The organism is Micromonospora sp. CPCC 205739 (genome assembly GCF_036906795.1).
GTDB lineage: Bacteria > Actinomycetota > Actinomycetes > Mycobacteriales > Micromonosporaceae > Micromonospora.
The window spans coordinates 17,704-40,180 of sequence record NZ_JBAKHS010000013.1; the positions used below are offsets into that span (position 1 = coordinate 17,704).

The 22,477-nt window shown below is 73.9% G+C and carries 24 protein-coding genes; 18 read left to right on the forward strand and 6 right to left on the reverse strand.

Translation table 11 applies throughout. From position 1 onward, the window contains the following. Positions 1-121 precede the first annotated feature (121 nt). From V6U88_RS19755 to V6U88_RS19780, 6 genes are all read left to right on the forward strand, one after another. On the forward strand, positions 122-3,184 hold the full coding sequence (locus tag V6U88_RS19755; protein ID WP_334455030.1) for an Rne/Rng family ribonuclease: 3,063 nt from the start codon (positions 122-124) through the stop codon (positions 3,182-3,184). Between the two features lie 121 nt (positions 3,185-3,305). Continuing rightward, positions 3,306-3,794, forward strand: coding sequence for a hypothetical protein (locus V6U88_RS19760; protein WP_334455032.1), 489 nt, complete (start codon positions 3,306-3,308; stop codon positions 3,792-3,794). 167 nt (positions 3,795-3,961) lie between these two features. Further along, positions 3,962-4,276 carry a 50S ribosomal protein L21 gene (gene rplU / locus V6U88_RS19765; protein WP_088960746.1) on the forward strand — a complete coding sequence of 105 codons (315 nt, stop codon included), beginning with the start codon at positions 3,962-3,964 and terminating at the stop codon, positions 4,274-4,276. Between the two features lie 11 nt (positions 4,277-4,287). After that, positions 4,288-4,542, forward strand: a complete 255-nt coding sequence (rpmA, locus tag V6U88_RS19770; RefSeq protein WP_334455035.1) for a 50S ribosomal protein L27 — start codon at positions 4,288-4,290, stop codon at positions 4,540-4,542. A 90-nt stretch (positions 4,543-4,632) separates the two neighbouring features. After that, positions 4,633-6,108, forward strand: a complete 1,476-nt coding sequence (gene obgE / locus V6U88_RS19775) for a GTPase ObgE (RefSeq protein ID WP_334455037.1) — start codon at positions 4,633-4,635, stop codon at positions 6,106-6,108. A gap of 70 nt (positions 6,109-6,178) precedes the next feature. Further along, entirely contained in the window at positions 6,179-6,628 is a 450-nt protein-coding gene (locus V6U88_RS19780) for a GNAT family N-acetyltransferase (RefSeq protein WP_334455038.1), read from the forward strand. Between the two features lie 8 nt (positions 6,629-6,636). On the opposite strand, the gene V6U88_RS19785 is transcribed toward V6U88_RS19780, so the two are convergent. Together V6U88_RS19785 and V6U88_RS19790 are read right to left on the reverse strand one after the other, a co-directional pair. Continuing rightward, complete coding sequence (locus V6U88_RS19785) at positions 6,637-7,296, reverse strand: DUF6766 family protein (RefSeq protein WP_334455039.1); 660 nt, start codon at positions 7,294-7,296, stop codon at positions 6,637-6,639. A 94-nt stretch (positions 7,297-7,390) separates the two neighbouring features. Then, positions 7,391-7,873, reverse strand: a complete 483-nt coding sequence (locus tag V6U88_RS19790; protein WP_334455040.1) for a DUF4383 domain-containing protein — start codon at positions 7,871-7,873, stop codon at positions 7,391-7,393. A 198-nt stretch (positions 7,874-8,071) separates the two neighbouring features. On the opposite strand from V6U88_RS19790, the gene V6U88_RS19795 reads away from it, so the two are divergent. The 3 genes from V6U88_RS19795 to V6U88_RS19805 are packed head-to-tail and all read left to right on the forward strand — an operon-like array spanning position 8,072 to position 10,030. After that, positions 8,072-8,854 (forward strand): hypothetical protein, encoded by a 783-nt coding sequence (locus tag V6U88_RS19795; RefSeq protein ID WP_334455042.1) that lies wholly within the window; start codon positions 8,072-8,074, stop codon positions 8,852-8,854. A 31-nt stretch (positions 8,855-8,885) separates the two neighbouring features. After that, a complete protein-coding gene (locus V6U88_RS19800; RefSeq protein ID WP_334455043.1) occupies positions 8,886-9,350 on the forward strand; it encodes a phage holin family protein in 465 nt (154 codons plus the stop codon). Continuing rightward, on the forward strand, positions 9,347-10,030 hold the full coding sequence (locus tag V6U88_RS19805; RefSeq protein ID WP_334455045.1) for a DUF3618 domain-containing protein: 684 nt from the start codon (positions 9,347-9,349) through the stop codon (positions 10,028-10,030). The genes V6U88_RS19800 and V6U88_RS19805 overlap by 4 nt, the downstream gene beginning before the upstream one ends. A gap of 259 nt (positions 10,031-10,289) precedes the next feature. On the opposite strand, the gene V6U88_RS19810 is transcribed toward V6U88_RS19805, so the two are convergent. Together V6U88_RS19810 and V6U88_RS19815 are read right to left on the reverse strand one after the other, a co-directional pair. Beyond that, a complete protein-coding gene (locus V6U88_RS19810) occupies positions 10,290-11,381 on the reverse strand; it encodes a glycosyltransferase (RefSeq protein WP_334455047.1) in 1,092 nt (363 codons plus the stop codon). After that, on the reverse strand, positions 11,378-12,118 hold the full coding sequence (locus tag V6U88_RS19815; protein ID WP_334455049.1) for a class I SAM-dependent DNA methyltransferase: 741 nt from the start codon (positions 12,116-12,118) through the stop codon (positions 11,378-11,380). The genes V6U88_RS19810 and V6U88_RS19815 overlap by 4 nt, the downstream gene beginning before the upstream one ends. 138 nt (positions 12,119-12,256) lie before the next feature. On the opposite strand from V6U88_RS19815, the gene V6U88_RS19820 reads away from it, so the two are divergent. Both V6U88_RS19820 and V6U88_RS19825 read left to right on the forward strand, forming a co-directional pair. Then, positions 12,257-12,898, forward strand: a complete 642-nt coding sequence (locus V6U88_RS19820; RefSeq protein ID WP_334455051.1) for an SRPBCC family protein — start codon at positions 12,257-12,259, stop codon at positions 12,896-12,898. Continuing rightward, positions 12,895-14,073, forward strand: a complete 1,179-nt coding sequence (locus V6U88_RS19825; RefSeq protein ID WP_334455052.1) for a zinc-dependent alcohol dehydrogenase — start codon at positions 12,895-12,897, stop codon at positions 14,071-14,073. The genes V6U88_RS19820 and V6U88_RS19825 overlap by 4 nt, the downstream gene beginning before the upstream one ends. A gap of 114 nt (positions 14,074-14,187) precedes the next feature. On the opposite strand, the gene V6U88_RS19830 is transcribed toward V6U88_RS19825, so the two are convergent. Further along, a complete protein-coding gene (locus V6U88_RS19830) occupies positions 14,188-15,435 on the reverse strand; it encodes a cytochrome P450 (RefSeq protein ID WP_334455055.1) in 1,248 nt (415 codons plus the stop codon). Positions 15,436-15,672: 237 nt separating this feature from the next. On the opposite strand from V6U88_RS19830, the gene V6U88_RS19835 reads away from it, so the two are divergent. Further along, entirely contained in the window at positions 15,673-16,074 is a 402-nt protein-coding gene (locus V6U88_RS19835) for a hypothetical protein (protein WP_334455057.1), read from the forward strand. A 97-nt stretch (positions 16,075-16,171) separates the two neighbouring features. On the opposite strand, the gene V6U88_RS19840 is transcribed toward V6U88_RS19835, so the two are convergent. Continuing rightward, the gene (locus V6U88_RS19840) at positions 16,172-16,390 is read right to left on the reverse strand and encodes a DUF397 domain-containing protein (protein WP_334455059.1); all 219 of its coding nucleotides are present in this window, start codon (positions 16,388-16,390) and stop codon (positions 16,172-16,174) included. 66 nt (positions 16,391-16,456) lie between these two features. Between V6U88_RS19840 and pepN the strand changes: the two genes are divergently transcribed. The 6 genes from pepN to V6U88_RS19870 all read left to right on the forward strand — a co-directional run bounded on the left by pepN (position 16,457) and on the right by V6U88_RS19870 (position 22,473). Continuing rightward, entirely contained in the window at positions 16,457-18,973 is a 2,517-nt protein-coding gene (gene pepN, locus V6U88_RS19845; RefSeq protein ID WP_334455061.1) for an aminopeptidase N, read from the forward strand. Between the two features lie 72 nt (positions 18,974-19,045). After that, complete coding sequence (gene nadD, locus V6U88_RS19850; RefSeq protein ID WP_238450563.1) at positions 19,046-19,642, forward strand: nicotinate-nucleotide adenylyltransferase; 597 nt, start codon at positions 19,046-19,048, stop codon at positions 19,640-19,642. A 109-nt stretch (positions 19,643-19,751) separates the two neighbouring features. Next, positions 19,752-20,162, forward strand: a complete 411-nt coding sequence (gene rsfS / locus V6U88_RS19855) for a ribosome silencing factor (protein ID WP_334455066.1) — start codon at positions 19,752-19,754, stop codon at positions 20,160-20,162. Further along, positions 20,159-20,788, forward strand: a complete 630-nt coding sequence (locus V6U88_RS19860) for a histidine phosphatase family protein (RefSeq protein WP_334455068.1) — start codon at positions 20,159-20,161, stop codon at positions 20,786-20,788. Before rsfS ends, V6U88_RS19860 begins: the two co-directional genes overlap by 4 nt. Before the next feature lie 48 nt (positions 20,789-20,836). Then, positions 20,837-21,685 carry a DegV family protein gene (locus tag V6U88_RS19865; protein ID WP_334455069.1) on the forward strand — a complete coding sequence of 283 codons (849 nt, stop codon included), beginning with the start codon at positions 20,837-20,839 and terminating at the stop codon, positions 21,683-21,685. Between the two features lie 26 nt (positions 21,686-21,711). Beyond that, the gene (locus tag V6U88_RS19870; RefSeq protein ID WP_334455071.1) at positions 21,712-22,473 is read left to right on the forward strand and encodes an SDR family NAD(P)-dependent oxidoreductase; all 762 of its coding nucleotides are present in this window, start codon (positions 21,712-21,714) and stop codon (positions 22,471-22,473) included. The last annotated feature ends 4 nt before the right edge of the window (positions 22,474-22,477 follow it).

The following is a 22,477-nucleotide window of genomic DNA, read 5'->3' on the forward strand; positions in this document are numbered from 1 at the left end:
TGCTCTAGGCAGGCAGACTTCGGCGGTCGCGCACCACGCGCGCCCGGCGGAAACACTTTTGCGGCAACCCTGCGTGGCAGCGCTCACCCGCGCCCGGGGCGGCCAGAACTGGAGAACGTCCATGCTCGAGAACGAGCCCGAGGGCGGCGAACGGACCGGCGCACAGCCGGCCGGCGACACCGCCGACGCCACCACTGACAGCGCCACTGACAGCGTCACCACCGGCAGCGCCACCACTGACAGCGCTGCCGAGGCCGCGCCGAAGCGGCGGCGCACCACCCGGCGCAAGGCGGCGCCGCTGAACCAGCCGGAGCAGGTCGACGCCCCCGCCGAGGCGTCGGCGACCGCCGCCTCCGGCACCGACGAGGCGCACCAGGCCGAGGTGCTCGCCCCGGTCGCCGGTGAACTGGACACCCCGCCCAAGACCACCCGTCGTCGGCGCAAGGCGGCACCCGCCGCTGCCGCCGAGGAGCCGGTGGTGGCCACCGGCGCCGAGGAGCACACCGCGGAGGTCGTTCCGCCGGTGAAGGTCACCCGGACCCGGCGCAAGAAGGCCGCCGCCCCGGCGGCGGCCGAGCCGGCCGCCGAGACCCCGGTCGAGCCCGCGCCGCCGGCCGTCGAGGCCGCCCCGCCGGTCGTCGCCGCGGTCGAGGAGGAGGAGCCCGCCGTGGAAGCGGCGGCGCCCACCGAGCCCACCGCGCTCGACGAGGAGCCCACCGAGCCCGCCGAGGAGCCCGCCGAGGCCGAGCCGGGCACCGCCGAGCCCGCCGTCGCGGCCTCCGGCGCCGAGAGCCGGGCCGGCGAGGTCCCGCCCGGTGTCACGGTGTCCGGCGGCGAGCCGTCGGCCGAGCCCACGCCGGAGCCGCGTACCCGCCGCCGGCGGGCCGCGCTCTCCGCGCCCACCGTGCTCTTCATGGCCCCGCTGCCCGAGGACCTGCCGGCCGTCCGCGTGGTCGAGCCCGGCCCGGCGGCGGCCGAGGAGGCCGTCGAGGAGCCGGCCGAGACCGGTCGCCGACGTCGCCGGGGCCGCCGTGAGGTGGAGCCGGTCGAGGTGGCCGAGGTCGAGGAGGAGCCCACCGGCGAGGCCGAGGAGGCCGCCGAGGCCGAGGAAGAGGACGAGGACGAGAGCGCGGCGGCCCGCCGTCGCCGTCGTCGTGGTCGCCGGGGCCGCGGTCGCGGCAAGGGCGGCGCCGAGGACAGCGACGAGGAGGAAGAGGCCGAGGAAGCCGTCCAGGCCGAGGGCGGCGAGGCCGAGGAGCCCGAGGACGAGGAGGGCGAGGGCGACGGGCTGACCCGCCGTCGCCGCCGCCGTCGCCGCCGTGGCGCCGGGGACGTCGAGGGGGCCGCCGACGACGGCGTGCCCACCGTGGTCAAGATCCGCGAGCCGCGCAAGGCCGTCGACGAGGTGCAGGGCGTCTCCGGCTCGACCCGGCTGGAGGCCAAGCGCCAGCGCCGTCGGGACGGCCGCGAGCAGCGCCGTACCCGGCCGCCGATCCTCAGCGAGTCGGAGTTCCTGGCCCGCCGGGAGGCGGTCGACCGGGTGATGGCGGTACGCCAGCGCGGCGACCGCACCCAGATCGCGGTCCTGGAGGACGGCGTGCTGGTCGAGCACTACGTCACCCGCAACTCCTCCGGCACCATGGCCGGCAACGTCTACCTCGGCAAGGTGCAGAACGTCCTGCCCAGCATGGAGGCGGCGTTCGTCGACGTCGGGCGCGGCCGCAACGCCGTGCTGTACGCCGGCGAGGTCAACTGGGACACCTCCGGCCTGGAGGGGCGGGCGCGCTCGATCGAGCAGGCGCTGCGCTCCGGCGACTCGGTGCTGGTGCAGGTGACCAAGGACCCGATCGGGCACAAGGGCGCCCGGCTGACCAGCCACATCGCGCTCTCCGGCCGGCACCTGGTGTACGTGCCCAACGGCAACGCCTCCGGCATCAGCCGGAAGCTGCCGGACACCGAGCGCAAGCGGCTGCGGGACGTGCTCAAGAAGCTGGTGCCGGACGGCGCCGGTGTGATCGTCCGGACCGCCGCCGAGGGGGCGAGCGAGGACGAGCTGGCCCGCGACGTCAAGCGGCTCCAGGCGCAGTGGGAGGACATCCAGGCCAAGGCGGCCGAGGGTGGCGCCCCGGTGCTGCTCTACGAGGAGCCGGACCTGGTCATCCGGGTCGTCCGGGACCTGTTCAACGAGGACTTCCGCGAGCTGGTCATCGAGGGCGAGCAGTCGTACGACATGGTCGAGTCGTACCTGTCGCACGTCTCGCCCGACCTGGTCGCCCGGCTGCGCCGGCACGTCGGCGCCACCGACGTCTTCGCCGAGTACCGGATCGACGAGCAGATCATCAAGGGACTGGACCGGAAGGTCTTCCTCCCCTCCGGCGGGTCGCTGGTCATCGACCGCACCGAGGCGATGACCGTCATCGACGTCAACACCGGCAAGTACACCGGCTCCGGGGGCAACCTGGAGGAGACGGTCACCCGCAACAACCTGGAGGCGGCCGAGGAGATCGTGCGCCAGCTCCGGCTGCGCGACCTCGGCGGCATCGTGGTGATCGACTTCATCGACATGGTGCTGGAGTCGAACCGTGAGCTGGTGCTGCGCCGGCTGACCGAGTGCCTGGGCCGGGACCGGACCAAGCACCAGGTCACCGAGATCACCTCGCTCGGCCTGGTGCAGATGACCCGGAAGCGGATCGGCGCGGGCCTGCTGGAGGCGTTCAGCGAGACCTGCGAGTGCTGCAAGGGCCGCGGCCTGATCATCCACACCGAGCCGGTGCCGGAGAAGCCGCGGGCCGGCGGCGCGGGGGAGAAGGTCAAGGCGGTCGCCTCCTCGGTGGCCCCCGCCCCGGCGGCCGAGCAGACCGCCGGTTCGTCGCGCCGGCGCTCCCGCAAGGCCGCCGCCGCACCGGAGCGCACGGTGGTGGAGACCATCGAGAACACCGACGTGGTCGCCGAGGCCGAGGCCGAGTACCACGACACCATGGGCTACGACCTGTCCCGGTACGAGACCGAGACGTCGGCCGCGCCGGCGGTCGCCGACAGCCTGGAGGGCGAGTCGGCCCGGCTGGCCGGGGCGGACGACCCGGACGCGCTGGGCGACGGCGACGCCGAGGAGGAGAGCGGCGAGGGCGGCACCGGCCGGCGTCGGTCCCGCCGCGGTGGTCCCCGGCGGCGGACCCGCCCCTGACGGGCTGACCAGCCCGACGTTTCGCGGGGCCCCTCTCCCGGCAACAACTGCCGGCGGGAGGGGCCCTGTCGCGTTCTCCGGGCCCGGCTACGATCGGTCACCCCCCGGCTAGGAGAAGACAATGCGCCGCCTGCTCACCGCCACCCTGGTGACCGCCGTCCTGCTGACCGGCTCCGGCTGCTCCGGCGACCGGTCCGACGAGGCCGCCCCGGCCACCTCCGGTCCGTCGGCCGCCGCCACCGTGCTGCCGTCCGCCCCGGTCAGCGTCGCCCCGGCGGGGGGCAACGGGCCGCAGGTCTGCGCGGAGGCCGAGCAGGCCGCCTCGGCGGCCGTGCGGACGTACGTCGAGGAGCTGGGCAAGATGATCGCCGCGGTCGGCGCGAACGACAGCACCGGGGCCGAAACCGCCCGTAAGCGGGCGGAGTCGGCGTTGGCCACCTGGCGGTCGGCGCTGCGTGAGCAGTCGGCCCGGGCCACCGACCCGCAGTTGAAGACTCTGCTCACCGACCTGGCCACCGAGGTCGGCACGCTCGGCGCCGACGTCGAGTCGATCGACGAGACCGAGCTCGACCGCCTCCAGCAGCGCCTCGACCAGCTCTGCGGCCGCTGACCGGCGGGCCCGGTTTGGGTGTCGCCCGGTCCATGGCGTACCCTTGCCTGCGGCGCACTTTGGTGTGCCGAGTTCCCGCGTGCCCGCGCCGCCGGTGTCACTGCTACCCGGCGAGTCGCCGTGGGAACGACCAGCCAGCAGCCTCAACGACAGGGAGTCCGCCTCCGATGTACGCGATCGTCAAGACCGGCGGCAAGCAGTACAAGGTCGCCGAGGGCGACGTGATCGAGGTCGAGAAGCTCGCCGGTGCCCCCGGCGACGCGGTGAAGCTCACCGCGGTGCTCCTCGTCGACGGTGACGACCTGGTGACCGACGCGGCGAAGCTTGCCTCGGTCGCGGTGTCCGGCGAGATCGCCGCGCACACCAAGGGCCCGAAGATCCGGATCCACAAGTTCAAGAACAAGACCGGCTACCACAAGCGCCAGGGTCACCGCCAGCCGCTGACCCAGGTCAAGGTGACCGGCATCTCCAGCGGGAAGTAGGTCGTCCTCAAATGGCTCACAAAAAGGGTGCGTCCAGCTCGCGTAACGGCCGTGATTCCGCGGCCCAGCGACTCGGCGTGAAGCGCTTCGGTGGTCAGGTGGTCAGCGCGGGTGAGATCCTCATCCGTCAGCGGGGCACCAAGTTCCACCCCGGTGACCTGGTCGGCCGTGGCGGCGACGACACGCTCTTCGCGCTGGCGGCCGGTGCGGTCCAGTTCGGCACCAAGCGCGGTCGCAAGACCGTCAACATCGTGCCGCAGCAGTAGTTCGAAGGCTTTGCGGGCCGTGGACCTCGGGTCCCGGCCCGCTTCGCTTTTTCGCATGCGGGGGCGGACCTCGCTGGAAGGATTGGCGTCGTGACGACGTTCGTTGACCGGGTCGTCCTGCACATGCAGGCCGGCGACGGCGGGCACGGCTGTGCCTCCATCCACCGGGAGAAGTTCAAGCCGTTCGGTGGCCCGGACGGGGGCAACGGCGGGCACGGCGGCAGCGTCTCCCTGGTGGTCGACCCGCAGGTGACCACGCTGCTCGACTTCCACTTCCGCCCGCACCTCAAGGCCGAGAACGGCAAGGGCGGCGCCGGGTCGAACCGGGACGGGGCCAACGGCCACGACCTGGTGATCAAGGTGCCGAACGGCACCGTGGTGCAGACCCTCGACGGCCAGGTGCTGGCCGACCTGGTCGGCGCGGGCACCACCTTCGAGGCCGCCCGGGGCGGGCGCGGCGGTCGGGGCAACGCGTCGCTGGCCAACGCCAAGCGCAAGGCCCCCGGCTTCGCCGAGCTGGGCGAGCCCGGTGACCGGCTGGACGTGGTGCTGGAGCTCAAGAGCGTCGCCGACGTCGGCCTGGTGGGCTTCCCGTCCGCCGGCAAGTCGTCGCTGATCTCGGTGATCTCCGCCGCCAAGCCGAAGATCGCCGACTACCCGTTCACCACCCTGGTGCCGAACCTCGGCGTGGTCCGGGTCGACAACCACACCTTCACGGTCGCCGACGTGCCGGGCCTGATCCCCGGGGCGGCCACCGGCCGGGGGCTGGGGCTGGAGTTCCTCCGCCACGTCGAGCGCTGCGCCGTGCTGGTGCACGTGGTCGACACCGCGACGTTGGAGCCGGGCCGCGACCCGCTCGCCGACATCGACGCCATCGAGGCCGAGCTGTCCGAGTACGGCGGCCTCGCCGACCGTCCCCGGCTGGTCGCGCTGAACAAGATCGACGTACCGGACGGGCGGGATCTCGCCGAGATCGTCCGGCCGGACCTGGAGGAGCGCGGCTTCCGGGTCTTCGAGGTCTCCACGGCCACCCGCGAGGGGCTCAAGGAGCTGATGTACGCGATGGCCGAGGTCGTCGAGGAGAGCCGCCAGGCGGCCCCGCCGGCCGAGCCGACCCGGATCGTCATCCGCCCGAAGGCGGTGGACGACGCCGGCTTCACCATCGAGGCGGAGGAGGACGGCTCCTTCACGGTGCGCGGCGTGCGGCCCGAGCGCTGGGTCCGGCAGACGAACTTCGAGAACGACGAGGCGATCGGCTTCCTCGCCGACCGGCTCGCCCGCCTCGGCGTCGAGGAGAAGCTGGCCAAGGTCGGCGCCAAGCCGGGCGACCTGGTGCGCATCGGCGAGCGGGAGTTCGACTGGCAGCCCACCCTCTACGCCGGCACCGAGTTCGTGCCGGGCAGCCGGGGCACCGACGTGCGGCTGGAGGAGAAGTCCACCCGCGCCTCGGCTGCCGAGCGGCTGGCCGCCCGCAAGGCACGCCGGCAGCGCCCGGCCGACGAGCTGGAGGCCGGTGGCCTGGACGCGGACGTCTCCGACGACCTGGACGACGACGACGTCGATTAGCTCCGCCCCGTCCGTGTCCGGGTCGATCGCCGGAAACCTCCGGGAAATCGGCCGGGCATAGCCTGGGCGGATGCTGATCGAGTCCCGCCCCTGCACCGATCCGGAGATCGACGCCCTCGTCGTCGCTCAGCAGCGTGAGCTGCGCGAGGCCGACGGCGGGCTGGACGGGCAGGTCACCGTCACGCACGACGACATCCGCTACCTCGCGGTGGTCGTCGACGGCCGGGCGGTGGCCTGCGGGGGGATCCAGTCGCTGGACGCGGCCACCGGGGAGCTCAAGCGGATGTACGTCCGACCCGCGTACCGGGGCCGGGGCATCGCCCGGCAGTTGCTGACCGCGCTGGAGGAGTTGGCCTTCCAGCGGGGGCACTCGGTGGTCTGCCTGGAGACGGGCGTGTACCTGCCGGCGGCGATCGGGCTCTACACCTCCTGCGGGTACGAGCCGATCCCGGTCTACGGCGAGTACGTCGACAACCCGTACAGCGTCTGCTTCGCCAAGCGCCTGCCGGTGGCCGCCTGAGGGGCGGGTCAGGCGCCGGTCTGGGCGTGCGCCACGGTGACCGGCTTGGACTCCGGGGACGCGTGCTGGCGCAGGACGATGCTCAGCAGGATCAGCGCGCCGACGGCCAGGAACTCGCTCTGCCAGTTCTGCATGGACTGGAACCAGAAGTCGCTGGTGCCGAGGAACTGCCAGGCGCTGATCGGAGCGGCCCCGCTCTGCAGCGCCTGCTCCTGGTTGTACTGCGCCACGCCGCCGAGCAGGTGGCCGACGAACGAACCGGCGAAGATGAGCAGCAGGGCCAGTGAGAGGCTGTTGCGGTAGACCACCAGCGGCAGGCCGCCGACGCGGACCGGCCAGGGGGAGTCCGGCCCGGCCCGGCGCTCGTCGTCCTCCGGGCGGTCGGTCTGGCCCTCCGGCTTCGAATCCGCCGACCCCTGCTGCACCAGGTACGCGGTGAGCAGCACGTAGCCGCCCATCTGGAGGAACTCCGACTCCCAGTTCTCGAAGACGGACTCGGCGAAGTGCCCGGTGCCCAGGTACGCCAGCCAGCTGAGCGGCTTGGCGCCGTACTCGGCCAACTCCTGGTTGTGGGTCTGCCAGCCGAAGACGCTCTGCAGTGTCAGAAAGACGAGGAAGGCGCCGAGCATGACGATGCTCAGCGCGTTGTTGCGGATCCACCGTGGCATCGTGACCTCCTCGTCCGGCGCCTGACGCCCTATCCGGTGCCCGCTTCCCAGTCCGATCAAACTCGGACATGCCGGGCGCTGCGGTGGCGCTTCTTCAGGGGCGGTCGAACGGGGTGTCCAGCCGGCCGCCGGTGCCCGCGTCGTTGGAGAGCAGCAGCCCGAGCGCGAGCATGCCGAAGCCGAGCCCCAGGTGCAGCCAGTCGTCGGCGTCGTTGAGCGGGACGAAGTTGGCGGCGGACTCCTGGTCGATGGCGAAGCCGTACAGCCAGAGCCCCAGGTAGGCGACGCCGCCTCCGGCCAGGAACAGCCGGGCCGCGCCCACCCGGCGGGCCATCACCAGCCCGAGCAGTCCGAAGAGCAGGTGCAGCGCGTTGTGCAGGACCGACACCTGGAACAGGCCGAGCAGCTTCGCGCCCGAGTGGTGACCGGCGAAGGTCAGGTCGTCGTATCCGGTGGTGACGCCCGGGACGAAGCCGAGCACGCCCAGCACCAGGAAGACCACGGCGACCACGAGCGCGACCCCCTGGATCCGGGGTTTCGGCCCGGCCGCGCCACGCCCGCGCACGTCACGTGCCATCGATGTCACCTCCACGGAGCAGCTGCCGGCGACAGCCGGACGATCCTCCATTCTGTGACCGAACGGTCACGGAACGCAGAGGAATGACGAATCAGGCATGGACCCGACAACGGGGGGTAGGTCAAGGGTGACGCCGGCGTGACCGTCGGCGGAAACCCCCCAGCACAGAACCGCACGAGTCCGAGCGGAAGGGAAACCATGACTTACGATCTCTCACCCACGTCTTCCACCTACGGGCGCGATCAGGGCAACGGTAACGGCGGCGGCGTCAAGGACCAGGCCCGCCAGGTCGGCGCCGAGGCCGCCAACGCGGGTGGCGCGGTCGCGCAGACCGCCAAGGAGCAGGGTCGCGAGGTGGTCGGTGAGACCAAGCGGCAGGCCCGCAACCTGTACGGCGAGGCCCGCAACCAGCTCGCCGGCCAGACCAGCCAGCAGCAGCGCCGGGCCGCCGGCGGGCTCCGCTCGCTGGCCGACGAGATGCGCTCAATGGCGCAGAGCGGTGGCGCGGGCGGCCCGGTGACCGAGCTGGCCCACCAGGCGGCCGACCGGGTGCACGGTGTGGCCGGCTGGCTGGAGGAGCGCGAGCCGGGCGACCTGCTCAACGAGGTCAAGACCTACGCCCGCCGCAACCCGGGCACCTTCCTGGTCGGGGCGGCCCTGCTGGGCGTGCTCGCGGGCCGGCTGACCAAGGGCCTCACCTCCGCCGACGACTCGACCGGCGCCCACGGCCTGTACGGCTCGACCGGCGGCTACGACCCGGACCGTACCGCGGTCATCCCGACGCCGCCCGCGCCGCGCGCGGTCCCGGACAGCTACCTCGACCCGACCCCGGGCTACGCCGGCACGGCGTACCCGGACAACGGCGGCACCACCAGCTACGCCGACCCGGCGGGCGGCACCGGTCAGCCGCTGCCCCCGGTGACCCAGACCGACCCGCTGCCGGGCGTGCCGTCCAGCGGCACCGGCAACCCCCGTCCGTGAGCGAACGAGTCATCCGAAGGGAGGCGGCGGCATGAGCATGCCGACGCAGGGGTCTCCAGTGGACCCCGGGTACCACCCCGCGGGTGCGCCGCACACCGCGGACGAGGTCAGGGGCAGCTCCCTCGGTGAGCTGATGCGCAGTGTCACCACCGACCTGTCCACCCTGATGCGGCAGGAGGTGGAGCTGGCCAAGGCCGAGATCCGCCAGGAGGGGAAGAAGGCGGGCAAGGCCGCCGGTCTCTTCGGTGGCGCCGGCTTCGGCGGCTACATGGTGGCGCTGTTCCTGTCCATCGCGCTGTGGCAGGCCCTGGACAACGTGATGGATTCGGGCCTGGCCGCGCTGATCGTCGCCGTCATCTGGGCGGTCATCGCCGCCGTCCTCTACTCCATGGCCAAGAAGAACGCCGAGCGGATTCGCGGCCTCAAGCAGACCAACGACAGCGTGCAGCGCATCCCCGACGCGCTCAAGCCCCACCCGGAGGGAGTCACCCGATGAGCACCGATCCCGACCAGATCCGCCGGGAGATCGAGGCCACCCGCAACAGCCTGAGCTCGGACGTGGACGCCCTGGCGTACAAGGTCAGCCCCGGCCGCATCGTCGACGACCGTAAGCAGCGGGTGCGCAGCGCGCTGCAGAATGTGAGGGAAAAGGTTATGGGTAGCGCTTCCGACCTCGGCCACAGCACCGGCTACGCCGCCCACTCGGTCGGCGACCGCGCCTCCTCGGCGGCCTCCACCGTCAGCGACAAGGCCCACTCGGCGGCCTCCACGGTCAGCGACAAGGCCCACTCGGCCGCCTCGACGGTCGGTGACGCCGCGCAGCGGGCGCCGCACGTGATCCGGCAGAAGTCCGAGGGCAACCCGCTGGCCGCCGGCCTGATCGCCTTCGGCGTCGGCATGCTGGTGTCCTCGCTGATCCCGGCCACCCGCCGCGAGCAGGAGCTGGCCACCCAGGTCAAGGAGAAGGCCACCGAGCACAGCGGGGCGGTGAAGGAGAAGCTGGGCGAGGTCGCCAGCGAGCTCAAGGAGGAGCTGCGCGAGCCCGCGCAGCGCGCCACCGAGTCGGTGAAGGCCACCGCCCAGGACGCCGTCCACGCGGTCAAGGACGACACCAAGTCGGCCGCCCAGGACGTCAAGGACCAGGCGCAGCAGTCCCGCGACCAGGTCCGGAACTGATCCGGCCACCCACGTCGCACACCGCAGCTCGCGGCCACTCCCGGCTTCCGCCGGGACGTGGCCGCGAGCTGTCGCACGTACCGGCCCCCGGCCGTGACGGCCGGCGTCGCGCGGACCGCCCGCACTGACGGCTGACGGCTCGCGGACCGCGCCCGCCCGCGCCCGACGGCGGGGGATCAGCGCCGCGCCCGACGGCAGGGGATCAGCGCACGCCCGCGCCCGGCAGGGGATCAGCGCCCGGCGCTCGGCGGCGGCGGGATCAGCGCCTGGTGAGGCGGCGGCGGAGGGTGTGCTCGAAGTGGGCGGCGCGGCGCACCCGGCCGTCGCCGTAGCGCACGCCGCCGCGCAGGACCCGCCGGGCCAGGGCGAGCCAGGCGCAGCCGCCGCGTTCCAGCAGCCACAGCGGGGCGGCCAGGGCGGTGGTCGGTGGGAAGACCGCGGTGCCGCCGGCCCATCGGCGCCCCCGCTCGGCCAGGGCGACCGTGGCGGCGGCGGCCGCGAGCAGCGCGCCGGGCCGTCGGGCGGCCAGCGCGGCCAGCACGCCGGGCAGCACCGCCAGCGAGGTCAGCAGCCGCACCGGCTGGGCCAGGTCGTCGTACGCCTGGCGGACCCGCTGGCCCCGGAAGTGCGCCGCGGTCGGCGGCAGCCGGCGTACGTAGAGCCCGGCCGGTGCCGCCTCGGTCCCGCCGTACGCCCGCACCGTGCGGATCAGCTCCAGGTTCTCGAAGAGCACGTCGGGGTCGTAGCCGCCCATCGCCCGGAAGGTGCTCCGGCGCACCGCCAGGGTGCCCGGGTAGTCGGCGCCGAGCGCCCGGTTGAGCAGCGTCCGGCCGGTGTCCCACCAGGCGTGCCAGGGCAGCGGGTCGAAGTAGTTCTGCGGCCGGACCAGGTCGGTGACGTCCAGCAGCCGGTGCGCGGTGCGCAGGGCGGGCTCGTCGTACCGGACGTCGTCGTCGGCGATCACCACGTGTTCGTGCCGGGCCATCGCGACGCCGGTGAGCACGCCGCGGACCTTGCCGTTGACGCCCTGCACCGCCGGGTCGGGCGCGACGTGCCGGACGACGCCGCGCCACGCGGCGGCGTGCTGGGCGAAGACCTCCGGCGGGGAGCCGTCCACCACGGTCACGTCGACGAGCGCGGCGATCGCGCGCAGGTACCCGGTCAGCTCGGCCAGGCCGGCGTCGTCGGACCAGCGCAGCGGCAGGACGTACTCGACGGGGAGGCGATCGGGGCGGACGCCGCGCTCCGGCGCGCGGACCGGTGGCGGGTCGGCCGGGGTCGGTGGCACCGGCCCGGCGGTGGCGGCCGGCGACGCGGGCGGGACCGGCCGGCGCCGGGCCGGGGCGCTCACGCCGACTCCGGGCGCCGGTAGACGGACACGTGGTCCCGGCTGTCGTCGGTGAAGGGGGCGCCGGACCAGTCGACCCACCGGTGTTCCCTGTTCATCCCGGCCAGCCGGGCCATCAGGTCCAGCTCGGCCGGCCAGGCGTAGCGGTGGTTGGCGGGCAGCAGCCGCACCCCGTCGTTGCCGAGTCGGATCTTGGTGGTGGTCATCCGCTGCTCCGCCGGGTACAACCGGGCCGCCTCCAGCAGCACCGCGTCCTGGGCGACGTGCACCGGGCGCAGCGCAGTGCCGCCGCGGAACGCGCCGGGGTCCGGCACCCACGCCTCCACCACGAACCGGCCCCCGGGCCGCAGGTGCGCCGCGGCGTTGCGGAAGCAGGCGACCTGGGCGTCCTGGTCGGGCAGCGCGAAGATCGTGTTGAACGCGAGCAGCACCAGGGCGAACTGGCCGGGAACGCGGGTCTGGGTGAAGTCGCCGATGGCCACCTCGATCCGCTCGCCGCCCGGCTTGGCCCGCAACCGGGCCGCCATCTCCGTCGACCCTTCGATCCCGGCGACCGTGAGCCCCCGTTCGCGCAGCGGCAGGGCCAGCCGGCCGGTGCCGATGCCGAACTCGCAGACCGGGCCACCGTCGGCGAGCGCCGCCAGGCAGTCCACGGCCGCGTCGGGGGTGAGGTGGGCGAACGCCAGGTCGTAGACGTCCGCGGGAATGTGCCGGCCGTACTCGCTCGCGTCGAAGGGCAACGCTGCCTCCCGGGAAAGGTGTTCGTCACCGCATGCCCGGAAACCGACCGGTCAAACGGGGCGTTTCGACGGGTTCACGCCGGGTAGCGCACCGGGATGCGGACGACCATCCCCGGGCGTCCGAGCGGAGGAGACGTGATGACCAGCAACGGAACGAGGTGGGCCCTGCTCGGGGTCACCACGGTGACCGCGGTCGGGGTCGGCCGGCTGGTGGCCCGGCGGCGGCGCCGTCACCAGCCGGAGCGGCAGGGCGGCTGGTACGTGGTGCGCCGCGGGATCACCGTGGACCGCCCGATGGACGCCGTCATCGGCTTCTGGACCGACCGCGAACGGCTGGACCGGGCCCTGGGCGAGTGGGCCACCCTCGAACAGCTCGACGAGAACCGGTGGCGCTGCGTCGCCGCCGACCCCGAGGGCGGCGGCACCGAGTGGCGGGCCGAGATCACCGTCGACGGGCCGGGCCGGCTCAGCTGGCGGGTCACCGACGGCCCGGTCCCGCAGGAGGGGCACGTGGACCTGACCCCCGCGCCGCAGGACCGGGGGACCGAGATCCGGGCCGAGCTGCGCTACCGCGCGGGCGGCCCGCTGGGCCGGATGCTGGGCCTGGCCCGGGGCGACGAGCCCGACCTGGCGCTGCGGGACGCGCTGCGGCGGATCAAGTCGTTGATCGAGAGCGGCCAGATGATCGACACCCGGCGCGACCCCTCCGGGCGCACCCCGGCGCAGGAGGCGGCGACCGACAAGGTCCGCGAGCGGCTCTCGACGGGAGGGCGGCCGTGAGGGCGCTGTGCTGGGAAGGGGTGGGCAAGCTGGCGGTCCGGGACGTGCCCGAGCCGCGCGTGCGGGCCGAGGGCGACATCATCGTCAAGGTCCGGGCCAGCAGCGTCTGCGGTTCCGACCTGCACCTGATCAACGGGTTCCTGCCCGCCATGCGGGAGGGTGACATCCTCGGCCACGAGTTCATGGGCGAGGTGGTGGAGATCGGGCCGGGCGTACGGCGGCTGCGCGTCGGCGACCGGGTGGTGGTCGGCTCGGTGGTGGCCTGCGGCGGCTGCTGGTACTGCCGCACCGAGCAGTTCTCGCTCTGCGACAACTCCAACCCGCAGCCGGTCATCCCGGAGAAGCTGTGGGGCCATTCGCCGGCCGGCATCCTCGGCTACTCGCACGCCGCCGGCGGCTACTCCGGCAGCCACGCCGAGTACATCCGGGTGCCGTTCGGTGACATCGGCGCGTTCAAGGTCCCCGACGGGGTGCCCGACGACGCCGTCGTCTTCGCCTCCGACGCCATGCCCACCGGCTGGATGGCCGCCGACTTCTGCGGCCTCTCCGGCGGCGAGGTGGTGGCGGTCTGGGGCGCCGGCGGGGTCGGCCAGATGGCCGCCCGTGCCGCCCAGCTCCTCGGCGCCGAGCGGGTCATCGTCATCGACCGGCTGCCGGAGCGGCTCGCCACGGCCGCCGACCGGCTCGGAGTGGAGACGATCAACTACGCGGAGACCGACGTGCTGGAGGCGCTGCGGGAGATGACCGCCGGCCGGGGCCCGGACGCCTGCATCGAGGCGGTCGGCATGGAGGCGCACGACGTCGGCCCGGCGTACGCGTACGACAAGGCGAAGCAGACCGCCCGGCTGAGCACCGACCGGCCCACCTCGGTCCGCCAGGCGATCATGGCGTGTCGCAAGGGCGGCACGGTGAGCATCGTCGGCGTCTACGGCGGGCTGGTCGACAAGTTCCCCCTCGGCGCGGCGATGAACAAGGCCCTGGTGCTGCGGATGGGGCAGATGCACGCCCAGCGCTACATCCCCATGCTGCTGGACCGCCTCGCCACCGGCGAGATCGACCCCGGCTACCTGGCCACCCACCCGATGTCGCTGGAGGAGGGCGTGCGCGGCTACGAGATCTTCGAGAAGAAGCAGGACGCCTGCCTGCGCAGCGTGCTGCACCCGGCGGCGGCCTGACCGGCGTCCCGCCCTCCTGGGGCTGACCGGGTTGCCCCGCAACCCGTCGGCGCTCCAGGAGGGCGCTCTCCGTGCCGCGGATCGTCGCCGTCCTCGCCAGCCGGCCTCGGTGGCTCAGTCGGTGCGGCGCACCTCGTCGATGACGAAGCCGCTGGGCGGCAGCGCGGGCATCCGGCCCAGGTTCAGCGCCAGGTTCTGCGGCGGCACCTCGTACCGCATCGCGGTGGTGAGCAGGGTGACCGCGCGCTTCATCAGCTCGATGGTGATCCACTCGCCGGCGCACCGGTGTCCGCCCAGGTGCTCACCCCCGCCCTGCGGCACGAAGCCGTACGGGTCGTCGCGCCAGCCGACGAAGCGCTCCGGCCGGAAGCGTTCCGGCTCGGGCCAGAGCTCGGGGTGGTGGTTGGTGCCGTACAGGTCGAGCAGCACCCGCCAGCCGCGCGGGAAGTGGTGGCCCTGCCACTCGAAGGACTGCCGGACCCGGGCGGCGGTCACCGGGAAGAACGGGTAGTAGCGGCGGACCTCCTGGACGAAGCACTCGGTGCTCTCGTCGCCGGCCCGGACCCGCTCCCGCCAGGCCGGATGGTCGTGCAGGGCCAGGGCGGCGAAGGCCACGTACCGGTCGATGGCGACGGTGGGGCGCAGCACGTTGAGCAGCTCCACCGCGGCGACCCGGCGGGGCAGCAGCCGGTCCTCGGCGTCGCGGTGCTCCGCGATCGCCCGCAACGCGCTGCCCTCCGGGGCGGGCAGCGTGCCGACCCGGGCCCGCTCCACCACGTCGGCGGCCCAGCGTTCGCCGCGGCGGCGGCCGAGCAGCCCGCGCCAGTGCCGCGGTCCGAGCGCCGCCGGAGCGTCGATCATGGCGTGCAGCTCGTCGGTGCGGCGGGCGACCTGGCTCGAGGCCAGCGGGATGCCCGCCCAGGCGCAGACCGCCCGGGTCAGCATCCGGGCGACCTCGTCGTAGAGGACCACCGGGCCGGACTGCTCCCAGACCGGGATGCGGGCGGTCCACTCGTCGGCGAAGAGCTGCCCGAGCTGCCGGACCGCGTCGGGTGTCATGATCGACACGAGCATGGCCTTGCGGTCGGTGTGCGCTGGCCCGTCCAACCCCTGTACGCCGCCCCGGCCGGTCAGCGTCAGCCGGCCGCGTCTGGGCATCGCGCCCTTGCGCTGGAACCGCTCCGGGTCGTAGAAGAGCACCGCCGCCGGCCGGCCGCGCAGGCAGATCGTCGGTTCCAGCAGCAGCCGGGTCCGGAAGATGTCGCTGCCGTAGCGGTCGCAGCGGGAACCGATGAACCGGTACCCCTCACGCAGGAACGCCAGCGAGGCGTCCGGGCTGCGGTCGACGGGCATGGTGGCCATCGGGCTCTCCTGACACGGGTGACGGCGGCCGGCCGAACCGGTCGGCCGACTGGCGTCTACCCAGGCCGGGGCCGCTGAATCCCGCCGGTCGGCCGTCCGGGCGGGGCGCGGGCGGACCCGGGGGTGTGGGCCAGTTGACGAGCCGTCCGCTGGCCCCTCCCAGGACGCCGGAAACCTGGTTGGCTCGTCTGCGGGTCGGCCACGGATGTGCGGCCGGCGTGACGACGGGGAGGGCCGATGCGGGACAACAGGCCGCCGTACTGGCGGCAGCGGCAGGTGGTCGAGGCGATCGGGAGCGGTCGGTCCGGCGGGGCGGACGGCCCGCCGTTGATCACTCCCGCCCGGCCGGCCGCCCGGCCGCCCCGGCGCTTCACCGCCCACCTCGGCTTCGAGGCCGACGGGCCGGAGCAGGCCCGCGACCTCGCCGTCGCGTACGCCGAGGCGTTGAGCCTGCTCCGCCCGGAGGTGGTGCTCGGCGCGGCGGCCCTTTCGCCGGCCGACGCCTGGCACCGGGCCGAGCGGCTCTTCTGCGGCGTGCCCGGCCCGGACGGCGAGCGCTGCGCCGACGTGGCCGGTCATCCCGGCTTCCACCACGCTCCGGGCCCGGGGGGTCTCGGCTGGGGTGAGGGCGACGGGTGACACCGCGTCGGGCCGGCGCCCCGACGGTGTCCCGGTGGCGGCGACACCGCCTCCGGGGGTCGATGGGGCGCGGCCCGGCCCGGTGGCGCGCCCGGCGTCAGTCCAGGTCGAACTCGCCGTCCTGCGCGCCCGCGACGAAGGCGTCCCACTCGGCCTGGGTGAAGACCAGCACCGGCCCGTCCGGCTCCGCAGAGTTGCGCATGCCGATCAGGTCGTCGACGAAGGCGACCTCGACCGCGCTGTCGGAGGTGTCGCCGTCGGCTCGCTGCCAGACCGCCCGGGACAGGTCGAAATCGCCCTTGGGGTGCTGACCCATTGTTCGTCCTCCATCACCACGCGTCATGGGGAGCCCGTCCGGTTCCCCGTCGGGCAGGATAAGCGGATGCCGAGCCTGACCCGTGTAGAGGCGACCGCGCGTCGCGCGCTGATCACCGTCGAGTCCTATCTGGTGGACCTCGACCTGACCGGCGGCGGCGAGCGGTTCCGCTCCACCGCCACCATCCGCTTCCGGGCCACCCCCGGCGCCGACACCTTCGTCGAGGTCAAACCCGCCCAACTGCTCGGGGTACGCCTCAACGACCGGGACCTCGACCCGGACTCGCTGGACGACAACCGGCTGCCGCTGACCGGGCTGGCCGGGGAGAACATGCTGACCGTCGCCGCCGAGATGGCGTACTCGAACACCGGCGAGGGGATGCACCGCTTCGTCGACCCGGCCGACGGCGAGACCTACCTGTACGCGATGTCCTTCCTGGACGACGCGCAGCGCCTCTTCGCCGCCTTCGACCAGCCCGACCTGAAGGCGCCGGTGAGCTTGTCGGTCAGCGCGCCACCGGAGTGGACGGTCGCCGCCAACGGGCAGCTCGCCGCCAACCCGTCGCCCGGGCGCTGGGAGTTCGCCCCGACCGCGCCGCTGGCCACGTACTTCGTCTCGCTGATCGCCGGCCCCTGGCACGTGCGTCGCGCCGAGCACGACGGCATCCCGCTCGGGGTCTACTGCCGGCGCTCCCTCGCCGAGCACCTCGACGCCGACATCGACGAGATCTTCACCGTCACCCGGCAGTGCCTCGACCGCTTCCACCAGCTCTTCGCCGAGCGCTACCCGTTCGCCAAGTACGACCAGGCGTTCGTGCCGGAGTTCAACGCCGGCGCGATGGAGAACCCGGGCCTGGTGACCCTGCGCGACGACTACGTCTTCCGGTCGGCGGTCACCGACACCCAGCGCGAGCTGCGGGCCACCACCATCGCCCACGAGATGGCCCACATGTGGTTTGGTGACCTGGTCACCATGAGCTGGTGGGACGACCTCTGGCTGAACGAGTCGTTCGCCGAGTACCTCGGCACCCGGGTGACCGCCGAGGCGACCCGCTTCGGCCAGGCCTGGACGACCTTCGCGATGCGCCGCAAGGCCTGGGGCTACACCGCCGACCAGCGGCCCTCCACCCACCCGGTGGCCCCGGAGGAGGTCACCGACGCCGCCCAGGGCCTGCTCAACTTCGACGGCATCTCGTACGCCAAGGGCGCCAGCGTGCTGCGGCAGCTGGTCGCCTGGCTGGGCGACGAGGCCTTCCTGGCCGGCCTCAACGCCCACTTCGCCGCGCACCGGTTCGGCAACGCCACGCTGGCCGACCTGCTGGCCAGCCTCAGCGCGGCCAGCGGCCGGGACCTCACCGAATGGGCGGAGCGCTGGCTGCGCCGGCCGCAGGTCAACACGCTGCGGATGGAGACCGCGGTGGACGCCGACGGCCGCTGGGTCGACGCCGCCCTGGTGCAGACCGCCCCGGACGCCCACCCCGTGCTCCGGCCGCACCGGGTCGGCGTGGGCCGGTACGCCCCCGACGGCACGGCGAGCCGGTTCGAGGTGGATCTCGACCCGGACACCGACAAGGGCCGTACCGCGCTGACCGCGCTGATCGGTGAGCCGGCCACCGGCCTGCTGCTGCCCAACGACGGCGACCTGACCTTCGCCAAGATCCGCCTCGATCCCGCCTCCGCCGACGCGGTGCCGATGCTGCTGCCGGCGCTGGACGACCCGCTGGCTCGGGCGCTGCTCTGGGGCGAGGCGCTGGACGCCGCCCGGGACGGGGAGCGCCCGGTCGCCGCCGTGGTCTCGCTGATCGCGGCGGCGCTGCCCGCCGAGACCGAGGTGATCATCGCCGAGGACGTGCTCACGCTGAGCCGCGGCCTGATCGACCGCTACCTCGACCCGCTGGCCCGCGAGGCCGCCCTGCTGCGGGTCGCCGGGGCCTGCGCTGCGCTGCTCGCCGGGGCGCCCGCCGGTGGTTCGTTGCAGCTCGCCGCCGCGCGGGGCCTGCTCGCCGCCACCACCGACACCGGCCTGCTCGGCGGGTGGCTGGCCGGGGACGGGGTGCCGGCGGGGCTGGCGGTCGACACCGACCTGCGCTGGGCGCTGCTGCTGCGGCTGGTGGTGCTGGGCGCGGCCGGCGAGCCGGAGATCGCGGCCGAGGCGGCCGCCGACCGCAGCGCCACCGGGGCGGAACGGGCCGCGAGCTGCCGAGCCGCGCTGCCGGACGCCGCCGCCAAGCGGGCCGCCTGGGAGATCGTGACCCGCAGCACCGAGCTGTCCAACCGCCTGGTCGAGGCGACCGCCGAGGGGTTCTGGCAGCCCGAGCAGGCCGAGCTGACCGCGCCGTACGTCGAGCGGTACTTCGCCGACATGCCGGCCGCGGCGCGGCTGCGTACCGCCTGGGTGGCCGACCGGGTGACCACCCTGGCGTTCCCCCGCTACGCCGTGGCGCAGCCCACCCGGGAGCTGGCCGCGGCGCTGCTGGCCCGCGACGACCTCACGCCGGGGCTGCGCCGCTGGGTCACCGACCTGGACGACGACCTGCGTCGCGCGCTGGTCGCCCGGACGGCGGTGGCCGCCGCGTCGGCCTGAGCCCGCGCCGGTGGATGGGACGGCCCGGCGACCCCGACGGGTCGCCGGCCGTCCCCGGCCTACGATCGTCGGGTGGAGGAAGACATCCGGCGGATCGGCATCATGGGCGGCACCTTCGACCCCATCCACCACGGGCACCTGGTGGCGGCGAGCGAGGTGGCGGACCGGTTCGGCCTGGACGAGGTGGTCTTCGTCCCGACCGGTCAGCCGTGGCAGAAGGCGGACGAGCCGGTCAGCCCGGCCGAGGACCGCTACCTGATGACGGTGATCGCCACCGCGTCCAACCCGCGGTTCCAGGTGAGCCGGGTGGACATCGACCGCAGCGGCCCCACCTACACCGTCGACACCCTGCGTGACCTGCACGCCGAGTACGGCCCGAAGGTGCAGCTCTACTTCATCACCGGCGCGGACGCGCTGGAGAAGATCCTCTCCTGGAAGGATCTGGACGAGATCTTCGAGCTGGCCCACTTCATCGGGGTGACCCGCCCCGGGTTCGAGCTCACCGACAAGCACCTGCCCGCCGACACGGTGAGCCTGGTGCAGGTCCCGGCGATGGCGATCTCCTCCACCGACTGCCGGGAGCGGGTGGCCCGGGGGGAGCCGGTCTGGTACCTGCTGCCGGACGGTGTGGTGCAGTACATCGCCAAGCGGCGGCTCTACCAACGGTGATTCGTCGGCTATGTCGGCGTGTGTCCGGGTAATCGACCAGAACTGACAAGTCGTCGCGCCCCCGGGTATGAGACCCTTGGAGGGTCGTACGGTTGATCGAAGGAGAACGGTGACAGTTTCCGAACGCGCTCACGAGCTGGCGATGGCCGCCGCCCAGGCTGCGGCCGACAAGAAGGCGCAGGACATCGTCATCATCGACGTGGGCGACCAGCTCGCGATCACCGACGCGTTCGTCCTCGCCGCGGCCCCCAACGAGCGTCAGGTGCTGGCCATCGTCGACGCCATCGAGGAACGGCTGCTCGAGCTGCCGGAGAAGGCCAAGCCGGTGCGCCGCGAGGGCGAGCGGGGCGGTCGCTGGGTGCTGCTCGACTACGTCGACATCGTGGTACACGTGCAGCACACCGAGGAGCGCGAGTTCTACGCCCTCGACCGGCTCTGGAAGGACTGTCCCCAGATCCCGTTCGTGGATCGGGACCTGGTCGAGGCGGACGCCTCCGCCGGCACCTCCAGCCCGGAATGACCCGCCTGATCGTCTGGCGGCACGGCAACACCGACTGGAACGCCACCAGCCGCGTCCAGGGGCAGACCGACGTGGCGCTCAACGACCTGGGCCACGAGCAGGCGCGCACCGCCGCGCCGCTGCTCGCGGCCCTGCGTCCGGACGCCATCGTCGCCTCCGACCTCAGCCGGGCCGCCACCACCGCCGCCGCCCTCGCCGCGCTCACCGGCCTGCCGGTACGCACCGACGCCCGGCTGCGCGAGCGTCACTTCGGCCGCTGGCAGGGGCTGGCCCTCACCGAGGCCGCCGCCCGCTTCCCCGAGGAGTACGCGCGCTGGCGGGCCGGTGACCCCGACCCGGGCGCGGAGATCGAGACCCTCGACGACCTCGGCAAGCGGGTCGGCGCGGCGCTGCAGGACGCGGCCGACCTCGTCGCCGGGGGCACCGTCGTGGTGGCCACCCACGGCGGCGCGGCACGCCAGGGCGTCGGTCAGCTGCTCGGCTGGGACCACTCCGTGCTGCGCACCATCGGCTCGCTGGCCAACTGCCACTGGACCGAACTGCGCCACGACGACGTCCGGGGCTGGCACCTGCGCGCCCACAATGTCGGGCTGATCACCCGGCCGGCACCCGGCGAGCCGGTCTGAGTCATCCGGCCCGGGCACTCGGCCGCGACATCGGCTAGCGTGCCGGGCATGCCCGTCGCGGTCGTCACCGACTCCACCGCCTACCTCCCGCCCGAGCTGGTGCATGCGCACCGGCTGACCGTGGTGCCGCTGACCGTCGTGCTCAACGGGGCGGAGGGGTTGGAGGGGGTCGAGACCCTCCCCGCCGACGCCACCCGGGTGCTCGGCGGCCGGCGGGTCACGGTCAGCACCTCCCGCCCCGCCCCGGAGCAGTTCGCGCGCACGTACCGGGAACTGCTGGACGCCGGGGCGGACGGCGTGGTGTCGGTGCACCTGTCGGCGGAACTCTCCGGCACCGTCGAGGCCGCCCGGCTGGCCGCCGCCGAGCTGGGCGACCGGGTCGAGGTGGTCGACAGCCGCTCCACCGGCATGGGCCTGGGCTTCCCGGCGCTCGCCGCCGCCACGGCCGCCGCGGCCGGCGCCGACCTTTCCCGGGTACGGCAGGCCGCGCTGGACGCCGTCGACCGGACCACCATCTACTTCTACGTCGACACGCTGGAGTTCCTCCGCCGGGGCGGCCGGATCAACGCGGCCGAGGCCCTGCTCGGCACCGCGCTGTCGGTGAAGCCGATCATGCACATGCCGGACGGGGCGATCGTCGTCCGGGACAAGGTGCGCACCGCCAGCCGGGGCGTCGCCCGCCTGATCGACCTGGCCGTCGAGGCGGCCGGCGACGCCGACGTGGACCTCGGCGTGCACCACCTCGCCGCGCCGCAGCGGGCCGAACAGCTCTTGGCGGCGCTCACCGAGCGGCTCGGCGACCGGCTGCACGACACGTACGTCTCCGAAGCCGGCGCGGTGGTCGCCGCCCACGCCGGGCCGGGCCTGGCCAGCGTGGTCGTGCACCGCCGCCCCTGATCTCGGGTGTGTGGACGGGGGAAGGCATGTCGTACGTGGTGACCGGCGGTGGCCGGGGCGTCGGCCGCGCGGTGACGGAGCGACTGCTCGACTCCGGCGGCACGGTGGTCGTCGTCGAGCGGGACCCGGACGCGCTGACCTGGCTGCCGGCGCACCCCGCCGCCGACCGGCTGGTACCGGTGGCCGGCGACGCGGCCGACGAGCAGATCGCGGAGCACGCCGCCGACCTGGCCGAGCGGGCCGCGCCGCTGGCCGGCTGGGTCAACAACGCGGCGATGTTCCGGGACGCCTCGGTGCACTCCACCCCGCCCGGCCAGGTGTGGGACCTCATCGGGCTCAACGTGCGCCCGGCCCTGGTCGGCGCGGCGACCGCGGTGCGTCGGTTCCTCGCCGCCGGCACCGGAGGCGCGATCGTCAACGTCTCGTCCCACCAGGCCAGCCGGCCGGTGCCGGGCTGCCTGCCCTACGCCACCGCCAAGGCGGCCGTCGAGGGGCTGACCCGGGCGCTGGCCGTGGAGTACGGACCCCGGGGAGTACGCACCAACGCCGTCGCGCTCGGCTCCATCCACACCGAGCGGCACGCCACGTTCCTGGCCGAACGGGAGCCCGCCGAGGCGGAGTGGATCGAGGCGGAGCTGGCCCGGCTGCACCCGGTCGGCCGGACCGGTCGCGTGGACGAGGTGGCGGATGCCGTGGCGTACCTGCTCTCGGCGACGTTCGTGAACGGGGTGACCCTGCCGGTCGACGGGGGACGGGCGGTGCTGGGTCTGGACCCGGAGGCCCGCTGACCCT